Here is a 12905-nt window from a genome sequence, read left to right as displayed (position 1 = left end):
GCGACCTTGAGCATGGGCTCCATGTAGCCGAAGGTGGTGCCGAAAATCAGGGTGTTGCCCTGGCCCACCAGGTCACGAATCACACGTTCGGCCTCAGGGCCTTCTGGCACTTTTTCAACGAAGGTGGTCTTGACCTTGTCGCCAAATTCCTTCTCAATGGCCAGACGGCCAGCGTTGTGCGCGTAGGTCCAGCCTGCGTCGCCCACAGGGCCCACATAGGCAAAGGCAATCTTCAAGGGGCTGGCAGGCGCGGCAGCAGCCGAAGCGGCTTCGGAAGCACCGGATGCGGCAGCAGGCGCCGCAGCGTCCTTCTTGCCACAACCGACCAGGGCGGCAGATGCGGCCACGGTGGCCCATCCAGCCAACTTCAACAAAGAACGCTTGGACATCGGTGAAGTCATGTCATCTCCAGGGTTGAATACAGCTCGAAAACACAAGAGGGGGATCTCATCGGCGCAGCAATGATCGTGCCGAGATCATGCCAAGTCAGGCGCCAGGATGGAAGGGTTTCCCGAGGGATGCGGGCATGTTGATGCGAATCCACGTCGGATTGCGGGAGATCAACACCAGCACCACGATGGTCGAGAGATAAGGCAGCATCGTCAACAACTGGCTGGGGATCTGAACGCCCTGCCCTTGCAGATGGAACTGCAGCATGGTGACGCCGCCAAACAAATAGGCGCCCAGCAAGACACGGGCAGGCCGCCAGGTGGCAAAGGTGGTCAAGGCCAGCGCAATCCAGCCCTTGCCAGCCACCATGCCCTCAACCCACATCGGCGTGTAGACCATGGAGATGTAGGCGCCCGCCAGACCGCACAAAGCACCGCCCACCATCACGGCCAACAGGCGGATCGGGCGCACGGCGTAGCCCAGCGCATGCGCTGATTCGGGCGATTCACCCACAGCGCGCAGCACCAGGCCGGCACGCGACTTCATCAGGAACCAGGTCAGGAAAATGGCCAGCGCCATGGCGCCGTAAACAAAGGGGTGATGCCGGAACAGGGCCGGGCCGACAAAAGGCAGATCGGCCAAGAAGGGGATGTCGAAGTGCGCACGCTCAGGCAAGCGCTGCTGTGTGTAAGGAATGCCCACAAAGGCGCTCAGCCCGGCACCAAACAAGCTCAAGGCCAGGCCGCTGGCGTACTGATTGGTGTTGAGCCAGATCACCAGCACCCCGAACAAGGCGGCCATGCCGGCACCAGCGAAGGCGCCGGCGGCAAACCCCAGCACATCGCTACCGGTGTGCACACAGGTGGCATAGCCCGCCACCGCGGCCACGAGCATCATGCCTTCGGCGCCCAGGTTGAGTACGCCGGCACGTTCGTTGATCAGCAAGCCCAAGGCAGCCAACGCCACCACCGTGCCGGCATTGAGCGTGGCCGCGATCAACAGCGCCAGAGAGTCAGCGGTCATTCCGGTCATTTGGCAGCCACCCAGCGCAGACGTTGATGGATGAAGGTGTCACAGGCGAGCAAGGCAAACAGCAGCAAGCCTTGAAACACGCCCGTGATGGCCTTGGGCAAACCCAGGCGCGATTGCGCCAGCTCTCCACCGATGTAGAACATGCTCATCAGCACGGCTGAAAACACGATGCCCACCGGATGCAGGCGCCCGACGAAAGCCACGATGATGGCGCCAAAGCCGTAGCCCAAAGGGATGTAAGGCGTGAGTTGCCCCTGCGGACCAGCGGCATCCAGACCGCCGGCCAGCCCGGCCATGCCGCCAGACAGCAACAAGGCCGTCCACAAAGCCCTGCGGGACGAGAAGCCGGCGTACCGAGCCGCAGCGGGGGCCAGACCCCCAACCTGCAACTGGAAGCCCGCATAGGTTCGCGCCAGAAACACCGTGAGAATCACGACAGACACCGCCGCCATCCACACCCCCACGTTCATGCGCAGACCCGATACCAGCTTGGGCACGCGCGCGGCCTCCAGAAAGGTGATGGTTTGCGGAAAGTTGTAGCCCTGCGGATCCTTCCAGGGCCCATAGACCAGGTAGCTCAGCACCATCTCGGCCACATAGACCAGCATCAGGCTGACCAGGATTTCGCTGGCATTGAATCGATCACGCAGCAGCGCCACGATGGCCGCCCACAGCATGCCACCCAGCGCCCCTGCCGCGAGCACCAGCACCCAGAATGCGGCGCCGCTGTCCGGGGCCGCGCGCATGGCCACACCACCCGCAAAGATGGCACCCATCACGAACTGCCCTTCCGCGCCGATGTTCCAGATATTGGCCCTGAAACACACGGCCAGCCCCAGCCCTATCAGGATCAAAGGCGTGGCCTTGACGCTGAGTTCCGACAAGGCATAGCCGCTCTTGAGCGGCTCGACGAAGAACATCTGCAAACCGGCCAAGGGATCCTTGCCCAGCGAGACAAACAGGCACACACCCACCAGCACGGTGATGGCCAGCGCCAGCAAGGGCGAAGCCAGCATCAAGGCGCTCGATGGCGCAGGGCGAGGTTCAAGCTTGAACATGCGCGCCTCCCTGCCCGGCAGACGCATGCTGATCCCACAAGCCGCTCATCCATTCACCAATGCGCTCAACCGTGGCATCGGCCACCGCCACGCTGGGTGACAAGCGCCCCTTTTCCATCACCATCAGGCGATCACAGATCTCGAACAACTCTTGCAACTCCTCGCTCACCACCAGGATGGCGCAACCGGCATCACGCAGCTTGAGCAACTCGCCACGGATCTGCGCCGCCGCGCCCACGTCCACGCCCCAGGTGGGCTGAGACACCAGCAACACGCGCGGTTCTGCGTCGATCTCGCGCCCCATGATGAACTTCTGCAGATTGCCGCCTGACAGGCTGCGCGCCAAGGCATGCGGGCCAGCCGCCTTGACCTTGAATCGATCGATCAACTCGTTCGTCATGCCGATTACACCGGGCATGCGCAACCAGCCACCGGGGCCGACAGCATCCATGCGCGTCAGCAAGGTGTTCTTGGCCAGCGACAAGGTGGGGACGGCGCCCCGCCCCAGTCGCTCTTCCGGCACGCTGTTGAGCCCCAGCTTGCGCCGCTTCATGGGCGATTGACGGCTCACGTCATGACCGAACAGGGTGACGCTACCAGGCGCGCCTCGTGGGTCTTCGCCACTGAGCACGGCCATCAAGGCCTGCTGACCGTTGCCCGATACGCCCGCGATGCCCAGGATCTCGCCCGAACACAGGGCAAAGTGGATGTCCTTGAGCGACATGCCGAACGGATCTTCACTTGGCACGCTCAGGCTTTTGACCGCCAGCGCCACGTCACCCAGCATGGGCGCCGTGCGCTGCAGCTCTGCCGGCTCCGATCCGATCATCAATCTGGACAGGCTGGCGTTGCTTTCCTCGCGTGGGTCCACCTCACCGGTCACTTTGCCGCCCCGCATCACCGTACAGTGGTGACACAAGCTTCGGATCTCATCGAGCTTGTGGCTGATGTACAGAATGGAACAGCCCCGCTCAGCCAGATGCCGCAAAGTGCCAAACAGCTTCTCGACGGCCTGCGGCACCAGCACGGACGTGGGCTCATCCAGGATGAGCAACTGTGGATTGGTCATCAAGGCGCGCACGATCTCGATGCGCTGGCGCTCGCCCACGCTGAGCGAATGCACGTGCCGATCGGGATCAACCTCCAGCCCATATTCGCCAGAAACCTGCCGGATGCGCTGCGTGACATCAGCCAGGCTGAGCGACCTGTCCAGCCCCAGCCACACGTTTTCTGCTGCGGTGAGCGTGTCAAACAAAGAAAAGTGCTGGAACACCATGCTGATGCCCAAAGCACGTGCCTCGTTGGGCGACTTGACGGTCACGCGCTCGCCATTGAAGAACACCTCTCCGGCGTCCGGCTTGACCGAACCGAAGATGATCTTCATGAGAGTGGACTTGCCCGCGCCGTTTTCGCCCAGCACCGCGTGGATCTCGCCGGGGCGCACCTTCAAGCTAACCGCGTCATTGGCGAGCACGCCCGGGTACTGCTTGGTGATGCCGCGCAATTCAAGACGAGGGGTCATGCCGTGATCCGAGTTTTGTATACAGTTTTGCCAGCAATGATTGTGCCGACAAGATTGCGCTCGTCGCCCAGCGTCATCCAGACAAAAGCACGTTCATGCAGATCGCCAGAGGCTTGGGCCAGGCCATCTCGGTGCGTTGCAACAGGCCCTGCAGACCAGTTCCAGATCGCCAGATCGGCCATGCGCCCTGGCTCCACCTGTCCGATTTCATAAGACAGACCCAGGTTGCGCGCCGCGCCCAGCGTGGCGGTATACAAGGCCTTCCATGCCGTCAGGCGCGTGCCTTGCAAAGCCTGGATCTTGTAGGCATCGGCCATATTGCGCAGCATGGACAGGCTGGTGCCACCGCCCACGTCGCTGGCCAAGCTCACGTTGACGCCCTCTCGCTGGGCCTGCGCCCAATCGAACAAGCCGCTGCCCAGGAACAGGTTGGAAGAAGGGCTGTGTGCGATCTGTGCACCACGTTCGCGCAACACTGCGCGGTCACGCTCGTCCAGCCAGATGCCATGCGCCAGCACGCCGCGCGAACCGATCAGGCCATCACGGTCATACACATCCAGATAGCTGCGCGCATCCGGGAAAAGCGAGGCCACCCACTGCACCTCGTCGCGGTTCTCCGCCACGTGGGTCTGCATATAGGTACCGTCATAGGTCTGGCAAAGCTGGCCTGCCATCACCAGCTGCTCGGGCGTGCTGGTGGGCGCAAAGCGCACAGTTACCGCGAAAGACTGCCGCCCCTTGCCATGCCAGTTATCAATCAAATCGACGCAATCTCGCTCTGCCTGCTCGACGTCATCACGCAGCCCATCGGGTGCATGGCGGTTCATCAGCACCTTGCCTGTGATCAGACGCATGTGCTGCGCATGCGCTTGCTCGAACAAAGCTTGCGCACTGACCTTGTGCACGGTCGGGAAGACCACCGCCGACGTCGTGCCGTGCGCCCACAAGGCCTGCAGGAAACGCGCGGCCCCCGCCTGCGACACGGCCGGATCGGCATAGCGCCGCTCAGCAGGGAAGGTGTAGGTATTGAGCCAATCCAGCAGTTCCGTGCCGAAGCTGGCGATCACATCAAGCTGCGGGCAGTGGACGTGAGTGTCGATGAAGCCCGGCATGATCAACTGGCCGCGATGGTCTTCCACCGGTACGGCCTGCCATGCCGGCGGCAGAGATTGCGAGTACGCCTGCACCGCTGCAATCCGCCCCGCATCGATCAACACCAGGTGATCCGGACGCCACCGCACGCCGGGCGCCTCTTTGGGCTGGGCAAAACCGGGATCTGCCGTGAAATCGAGGACATCCCCTCGCAGGATCCGGCGCGCAGACGAGGCCGCGTTGGCATGAGAAGCCGAAGCCTTCACGGATGCCGATAAGTCAGTATCTGGATCACTCATGGATGGGCTATACGCTCAAGGACATGTTAGGGCGACGATGCCAGAAGCCGCGCCATCGCTCATGGTAGTTCATGGGCAGGCGCATCTCGGTGCATCAAGTGATCAAAGCGATGCCCTCGACGTTCATCCTGCGCAAAACACGCTTGACAGTGCGGTCGATCTTGTTGAAAAACGTGTTCTTATTCATACACCGCGCCTGGCCGCGCCCATTCCAGAAATAGGATGAACGGAGTCGGTGCCGGACAGGCCGCGCCTCATGGCATGCCATACACAGGCACAGCGCTTGCAAACTGGCTAACCGACACCATCGACCTGCCACTGAAGGAGCCCAGCTCATGAGCACCGCCGCCCCCCGTCCGATCCGCTTCGTGCACCAGGGGCAGATACGGGAGGTCAAGGACCTGCCGCCCACCACCACCGTGTTGCAGTGGCTGCGCGAGGTAGCCCATTGCACCGGTACCAAGGAAGGCTGCGCGGAAGGCGACTGCGGCGCCTGCACCGTCGTGGTGGGAGAGCGCCACCCGGACACCGGCCAATGGCAGCAGAAAACGGTCAACGCCTGCATCCAGTTCCTGCCCACGCTGGACGGCAAGGCCTTGCTCACGGTGGAAGACCTGCAATCTTCCCGCAGCGCGCAACCACACCCTTGCCAACAAGCCATGGTGGATTGCCACGGCTCACAGTGCGGCTTCTGCACGCCTGGCTTCGTGATGTCTCTTTGGGATATCTACCAGACACATGAACAGGCACCCAGCCGCGCGGAGCTGGCTGATGCACTGTCCGGCAACCTCTGCCGCTGCACCGGTTACCGCCCGATTCTGGATGCCGGCGAGAAAATGTTTGACGGCCCCCGCCAGCCCTTCTCGCCCGAGGCCTTGCTGCAACAACTGGCGACTTTGCAAAAGCAGTCACCAGATGGGCTTGAATACGAAGGCCCCTCGCAAACAGACAGCAGCACCCGCAGCCGCTTCTTCGCCCTCACCGCCTTGAATGATCTGGCCGCGTTGAGGCAGGCCATGCCCGAGGCCCGCCTGCTGGCTGGCAGCACGGATGTCGGCCTGTGGGTGACCAAGCAGTTCAAGGCGCTGGGTGACATCATCTACCTGGGCCAGGTCCCCGAATTGCGACGCATCCTCACGCCCCCATGCCAACCCGGCGAACCCGAGATGCTGGACATTGGCGCCGCGGTGACACTGGAAGAAGCCTGGTCCAACCTGGCTGCACGCATGCCGGCGTTGCGTGAGCTTTGGCTGCGTTTCGCCTCTCCACCTGTGCGGCATGCAGGCACGCTGGTGGGCAACCTGGCCAATGGCTCGCCCATCGGTGACAGTGCCCCCATCTTGCTGGCGCTGGATGCCACACTCGTGCTGCGTGCAGGCCCAAGCACGCGCGAGCTGCCCTTATCGGCTTTCTATCTGGACTACATGAAGAACGCCTTGCTGCCTGGCGAATTCATCCAGTCGGTGCGTGTGCCGATGATGCAAACGAGCGGCACCAAGGTGCTGCGCGCCTACAAGATCTCCAAGCGACGCGACAGCGACATCTCCGCCGTCTGTGCCGGCCTCTACCTCCAGCTCGACGGCGAGCTCATCCAGCAGGCACGACTTGGCTGGGGCGGCATGGCCGGCACGGCCCGCAGAGCCCGCCAAACAGAAGCGGCGCTGATCGGCCTGCCCTGGACCGAAGCCACGCTTCGTCAGGCTCAAGCTGCGCTGGCACAGGACTTCCAACCCATGAGCGATCTGCGCGCCAGCAAGGACTACCGACTCAAAGTGGCCGCCAATCTGCTTGAGCGCTTCTGGCTTGAAACCCGCCCTCACAACCCCTTGCGTGCCGACGAGGTGCAGGTATGGCCTGCGCAAACAGCATGAACCAGCGCATTGACACCATTCAGCCCGGTACAACGGCCGCCGGCCGAGCCTTGCCGCATGAATCGGCGCACCTGCATGTGGCAGGTCAGGCGGCCTACATCGATGACCTGCCCGAGCTTGCCGGCACCCTGCACGCCGCCTTGGGCCTGTCGCCCGTCGCACATGGGCAGCTACTCACCATCGACATCGCCGGCCTGAAAGCGCAAGCCGGCGTGGTGGCCGTGCTCACGGCCGCAGACATCCCTGGCCTCAACGACTGCGGCGCCATCGTCCACGATGACCCGATCCTGGCTGATGGTGAAGTCCACTACCTGGGCCAGCCCGTGTTCGTCGTGCTCTCGGCGCAACGTGAAACGGCTCGCCGCGTGGCCGCCATGGCGAAGGACTTCGTCCAGATTGCCCCGCGCCCCGCCTTGCTGACGCCGGAGGCGGCCCATGCAGCGCAGCGCTATGTCGTACCACCCATGCACCTGCAAAGAGGCGATGCGGCACAGGCCCTGGCGCATGCGCCCCATCGTTTTCAAGAGCGATTTCATATAGGTGGACAGGAGCAGTTCTACCTGGAAGGCCAGATCGCCTACGCCATCCCGAAGGAAAACCACGGCCTGCTGGTGCACAGCTCCACCCAGCACCCCAGCGAGATGCAGCACGCCATCGCCCATGCCCTGAACCTGCACGCGCATCATGTCCAAGTTGAATGCCGGCGCATGGGTGGTGGCTTCGGCGGCAAGGAATCGCAATCCGCCATATTCGCGTGTGTGGCGGCCATCGCCGCATACAAGCTGCAAAAGCCCGTCAAGCTGCGCCCGGATCGCGATGACGACTTCATGATCACCGGCCGGCGCCATTGTTTCGTGCACGATGTCGATGTGGGCTATGACCTGGACGGTCGCGTGCTGAGCGCCAAGGTGGACATGGTGTCCAGAGCCGGCTTCTCTGCCGATCTGTCCGCCCCGGTGATGACCCGCGCGCTCTGCCATTTCGACAATGCCTACTACCTGCCGGCCGTCGATCTGCACGGCTACTGCGCCCGCACCAACACGCAAAGCAACACGGCCTTCCGTGGCTTTGGCGGCCCTCAAGGTGCGCTGGCCATCGAACTGATCATCGATTCGATTTCACGCCAGCTTGGCAAGGATCCGCTGGACGTTCGCCTGGCCAATCTCTACGGCCTCACGAACCGCAACACCACGCCCTACGGCCAGCTCGTGGAAGACAATGTGCTTCAGCCGCTGCTCGATCAACTCGTCAGCAGCAGCGACTACCGCGCACGCCGCGTCAGCGTGTCCACCTTCAACGCCAGCAACCCCGTACTCAAAAAGGGGCTGGCGCTCACGCCGCTCAAATTCGGCATTTCCTTCAACGTAGTGCACCTCAACCAGGCTGGCGCCCTGGTTCACATCTACAACGACGGCAGCATCCTGGTCAACCACGGTGGCACCGAAATGGGCCAAGGGTTGAACACCAAAGTGGCGCAGATGGTGGCCCACACTTTGGGCGTCAAGATCAATCGGGTGCGTGTCACGGCCACGGATACAAGCAAGGTCGTCAACACCTCGGCCACCGCGGCATCCACCGGATCCGACCTCAATGGCAAAGCGGCTGCAGATGCGGCGCAGCAAATTCTGTCCCGCCTGATCCGGATGCTGACAGATCAGCACAAGGTACCCGAGCAGGCCATCCGGTTTGCCGATGATCAGGTCCACATGGCAGATCAGATCCTGCGCTTTGAGGACGTGGTGATGGCCGCCTACATGGCGCGCGTGCAACTGTGGTCCGACGGCTTCTATGCCACGCCCAAGCTGCATTGGGACAGAGAGACCATGCAAGGCCGCCCCTTCTTCTACTTTGCCTATGGCGCTGCCGTCAGCGAAGTGCTGGTTGACACGCTCACAGGCGAGTGGAAACTGTTGCGAGCCGACGTGCTGCATGACGTGGGCCAATCGATCAACCCCGCGCTGGACATCGGCCAGATCGAAGGCGCCTTCATCCAGGGCATGGGCTGGCTGACCAGCGAGGAACTTTACTGGCACCCCCAGACCGGCAAGTTGATGACCCACGCGCCATCGACCTACAAGATCCCCACGGCCAGCGATTGCCCTGCAGACTTCCGCGTCGACCTGTTCGGCAACCAGAACGCCGAAGACACGGTCTACCGCTCCAAGGCGGTGGGTGAACCGCCCTTGCTCCTGCCTTTCTCGGTCTTTCTCGCCATCCGTGATGCGATCTCGTCCGTCGGCCATCACAAGGTGGATCCTCCGCTTCGCGCGCCAGCTACGCCGGAAGCCATCCTGGATGCAGTGGATGCAGTCAAAGCGGCATCAACTGCAAGGCCATGAGCACCTGGAGCGCCCCCGCCCTTCGCCAACTGGCCCATGCATGGGCCCAGGCGGGCCGGTGCGCCATCATGATCACTGTGGCAGACAGCAAAGGCTCAACCCCGCGTGATGCCGGCACGCGCATGCTGGTGAGCCCGAACGCCATTGAAGGCACCATCGGTGGTGGGCACCTGGAATGGCAAGCCATTGAACTGGCCAGAAACGCGCTGCGCGAGTGCAAGACTGAACCGCCAGCCGCCTGGACGCAAACCATTGCGCTGGGCCCCTCGCTGGGCCAATGCTGCGGTGGTGTGGTCAGACTGGATTTCGCCGCATTGGATGAACAAGCCTTGCGCCACTGGCCGATCAGCCAAGGCATGCACATCGAATTGCATGGCGCCGGCCATGTGGGCCAGGCCGTGGTCAAACTGCTGGCAGACCTGGATTTTTCCGTTCGCTGGATTGACACGCGGGACAGCGACACCAAAGACAGCGGTATCGAACTTTGCGGCCTGCCCGACGCAAGCTGCCTGGATGCCCTGCCGCCTCACATCACCTGGCACCCTTGCGATGCACCGGAGGACGAGGTTGCCGATGCGCCGCCCGGTGCCATCCACCTGGTGATGACGCACAGGCACGATCTGGACCTGCGCATCATCGAAGCCATCCTGCGTCGCAATGACAGCCTGTTCGCCGGCATGATCGGCTCGCAAACCAAGAAGGCCAAATTCCTGCATCGACTGGAAGCCCGAGGATTAAGCCAGGCGCAACTCGCGCACATGAGCTGCCCAATTGGCCTGCCTGGCCTCAAAGGCAAGGAGCCGGCTGTCATCGCCGTGTCCGTCGTGGCACAGTTGCTCATGCTGCGACAGTTGCAAGCCGGCGCCCTGCCCGTCACGCCAGACAAGGCCAAGCCATGAACCAGCCCACCCTGCTCATCAAGGACGCCGACTGCATCGCCACCATGGATGATCAAGGCACCGAGTGGCGCCAGGCCAGTGTGCTGATACGCGGCCCTGACATCCTGGCGGCCGGTCCGACCAAAGCGCTGCCCGCAGACCAGCTCGCACAAGCGACGCAAACGATCGATGCGCGAGGCCACGTCGTCATCCCAGGCCTGGTCAACACGCATCATCACATGTTCCAGAGCCTGACGCGGGCCGTACCTGCCGCGCAGGACGCCGAACTGTTCAGCTGGTTGCGCACGCTCTACCCCATGTGGGCGCGGCTCACACCCGACATGATCCACGTGTCCACCCAGGTAGCCATGGCCGAATTGCTGCTCAGCGGCTGCACCACCAGCAGCGATCACCTCTACCTGTACCCCAACAGCATCCGCCTGGACGACAGCATCCACGCGGCGCGAGAGATCGGCATGCGCTTTCATGCCTGCCGAGGCAGCATGAGCGTGGGCGAAAGTGCAGGCGGCCTGCCACCTGACAGCCTGGTCGAGCGCGAAAGCGACATCCTGCGGGAAAGCCAACGCCTGATCGACACCTTCCACGACGAAAGCCGCCTGTCCATGCTGCGCCTGGCCCTGGCACCCTGCTCGCCTTTTTCCGTGAGTACCGATCTGATGCGCGAATCAGCCCTGCTGGCTCGCCAAAGCGGCAAACAAGGCGTGCGCCTGCACACGCACCTGGCCGAAAACGACCACGACGTGGCCTACACGCGAGAGAAGTTCAACTGCACGCCCACCGAGTACGCTGAGGCGCAAGGCTGGCTGGGCGAGGACGTATGGCATGCCCACTGCGTCAAGCTGGACGATCACGGCATTGGCCGTTTTGCCGCCACGCACACCGGCGTAGCCCATTGCCCCTGCAGCAATATGCGATTGGCCTCTGGCATCGCGCCGATCAGGCGCATGCTGGATGCGGGCGTGCCTGTTGGCCTGGGCGTGGATGGTTCAGCCAGCAACGATGCCGCGCACCTGCTGGGCGAAGCGCGACAGGCCATGTTGCTGGCACGTGTGGGTAGAAGCCTGACACCCTTTGGTTGCAACCAAGGCCCGTCAGAGATGACTGCCCGGCACGCCCTGCGCATGGCCACCCGAGGTGGCGCAGACGTACTGGGACGTGACGACATCGGCCAGATCGCTCCCGGCATGGCGGCGGACCTGGCCATCTACGATGCGCGCACGCTGGGTATGGCGGGCAGTGCTGTGCATGACCCGATTGCATCACTTTTGATGACGCAGCCCACGCATACCGCCTGGACCATTGTTCACGGCCGTATCGTGGCCGATCATGGCCAGATCACCACCGTCGACCTGCCTGCGCTGATCGGCAGGCACAACGCCATGGCCCGATCCCTCGCTGGCCAATGAAAAAGGGCGAGGCCCTTGCGAGCCTCGCCCTTTACAGAAGGTATCTTCGACTGATCAGCGAACAGCGCGATGACGGCGCAGCGAGAACGCTGCCACGGCCAAGCCAGCCAACACCAAGCCCATCATTTCGGGCTCAGGCACGGCGGCGGTCTGCACATTGAGCTTGTAGGACGACAAGGTGGTTTGGGCCAGAGCCGAACCAGACGTATTGGCGAAGATCATGAAGCCCGTCGCAGACAGGTTCACCTTGTTGGCGGAGGACGCCAGTGCCAAAGCACCGCTCACGTCATAGGCGCCAGAACTGGTGAAGGGCTGCGTATCGCTGCTCACGCTACCCAACAATTTGTTGCCGCTATTGCCTTGAACCACATCGTTGGCCACCCAGAACGACTGGAAACCAGCGCCGGACATGGCCGAACCTGCAGTCGTGGGCGACACGCCCACGTTGTACAGACCAGAAACGGTTTCCGTCAGACCGGTGATCTTGAAGCCCGTCTTGGCCGTCAGGATGATAGGAAATGGCTTGCCGCCATAGCTATCGATCGAGTAGGAAGCGACGGAAAGCGAACCCAGCAACGGGGATGCAGCAACAGCAGTCGCACCGCTGAAAGTCACGGCGTCACCAGCAACACCAACCGTGGGCGTACCGGCCAGGAAGCTGCTGTCATAGGTCAGCGTGTAAGTGGCTGCATCGACAGTCACAGGTGCGGCATGAGCCACAGACATCAGGCTGGAAACACCCAGTACCAGTGCGGCAACAGCGAACTTTTTCACGGCAAGACCTTTTTTTGTAACGGTATGTGCCAACTATAACCACCTTCATTCGCCGGCACCAGCGTGCGTCACCCCCTAGCCATGGGGACGAAACCACGAAATTCCGAGGCATTCACTCACGATGCGGAAAATGGCAATTGAGCCATCATGGTTTCTGATTTGAATCAAACCAACGACGCAGCATGTCCCGCTCCGCGTCCGACATGCCCGTCGCGTTGTTCAT

The 12905-nt window shown here is 62.5% G+C and carries 11 protein-coding genes; 5 read left to right on the top strand and 6 right to left on the bottom strand.

Annotated elements, in window-relative coordinates:
• From EPO09_RS09040 to guaD, 5 genes are all read right to left on the bottom strand, one after another.
• Positions 1-401, bottom strand: a 401-nt coding sequence (locus EPO09_RS09040; RefSeq protein ID WP_290642325.1) for a BMP family ABC transporter substrate-binding protein, incomplete at its 3' end; no start/stop codon positions are given.
• 85 nt (positions 402-486) lie between these two features.
• Positions 487-1413, bottom strand: a complete 927-nt coding sequence (locus EPO09_RS09035) for an ABC transporter permease (RefSeq protein ID WP_290642323.1) — start codon at positions 1411-1413, stop codon at positions 487-489.
• Positions 1414-1418: 5 nt separating this feature from the next.
• A complete protein-coding gene (locus tag EPO09_RS09030; RefSeq protein ID WP_290642321.1) occupies positions 1419-2480 on the bottom strand; it encodes an ABC transporter permease in 1062 nt (353 codons plus the stop codon).
• Entirely contained in the window at positions 2467-4002 is a 1536-nt protein-coding gene (locus EPO09_RS09025; protein ID WP_290642319.1) for an ABC transporter ATP-binding protein, read from the bottom strand. The genes EPO09_RS09030 and EPO09_RS09025 overlap by 14 nt, the downstream gene beginning before the upstream one ends.
• Positions 3999-5393, bottom strand: a complete 1395-nt coding sequence (gene guaD, locus EPO09_RS09020; protein WP_290642317.1) for a guanine deaminase — start codon at positions 5391-5393, stop codon at positions 3999-4001. The genes EPO09_RS09025 and guaD overlap by 4 nt, the downstream gene beginning before the upstream one ends.
• Here guaD and EPO09_RS09015 point away from each other — a divergent pair.
• From EPO09_RS09015 to EPO09_RS08995, 5 genes are all read left to right on the top strand, one after another.
• Positions 5392-5619, top strand: a complete 228-nt coding sequence (locus EPO09_RS09015; RefSeq protein WP_290642315.1) for a hypothetical protein — start codon at positions 5392-5394, stop codon at positions 5617-5619. The two genes, guaD and EPO09_RS09015, sit on opposite strands and share 2 nt — an antisense overlap.
• A 109-nt stretch (positions 5620-5728) precedes the next feature.
• On the top strand, positions 5729-7264 hold the full coding sequence (gene xdhA, locus EPO09_RS09010) for a xanthine dehydrogenase small subunit (RefSeq protein WP_290642313.1): 1536 nt from the start codon (positions 5729-5731) through the stop codon (positions 7262-7264).
• The gene (gene xdhB / locus EPO09_RS09005) at positions 7261-9603 is read left to right on the top strand and encodes a xanthine dehydrogenase molybdopterin binding subunit (RefSeq protein WP_290642311.1); all 2343 of its coding nucleotides are present in this window, start codon (positions 7261-7263) and stop codon (positions 9601-9603) included. Before xdhA ends, xdhB begins: the two co-directional genes overlap by 4 nt.
• A complete protein-coding gene (xdhC, locus tag EPO09_RS09000; protein ID WP_290642309.1) occupies positions 9600-10502 on the top strand; it encodes a xanthine dehydrogenase accessory protein XdhC in 903 nt (300 codons plus the stop codon). Before xdhB ends, xdhC begins: the two co-directional genes overlap by 4 nt.
• Entirely contained in the window at positions 10499-11908 is a 1410-nt protein-coding gene (locus EPO09_RS08995; RefSeq protein WP_290642307.1) for an 8-oxoguanine deaminase, read from the top strand. Before xdhC ends, EPO09_RS08995 begins: the two co-directional genes overlap by 4 nt.
• Before the next feature lie 54 nt (positions 11909-11962).
• Here EPO09_RS08995 and EPO09_RS08990 read toward each other — a convergent pair whose 3' ends face one another.
• A complete protein-coding gene (locus EPO09_RS08990; RefSeq protein ID WP_290642305.1) occupies positions 11963-12682 on the bottom strand; it encodes a PEP-CTERM sorting domain-containing protein in 720 nt (239 codons plus the stop codon).
• Positions 12683-12905: the final 223 nt, after the last annotated feature.

It is taken from the genome of Aquabacterium sp., assembly GCF_004297345.1.
Taxonomy (GTDB): domain Bacteria; phylum Pseudomonadota; class Gammaproteobacteria; order Burkholderiales; family Burkholderiaceae_C; genus Aquabacterium.
The sequence above is the reverse complement of the archived record's forward strand: the minus strand, read 5'-3'. Positions and strand labels throughout refer to the sequence as shown.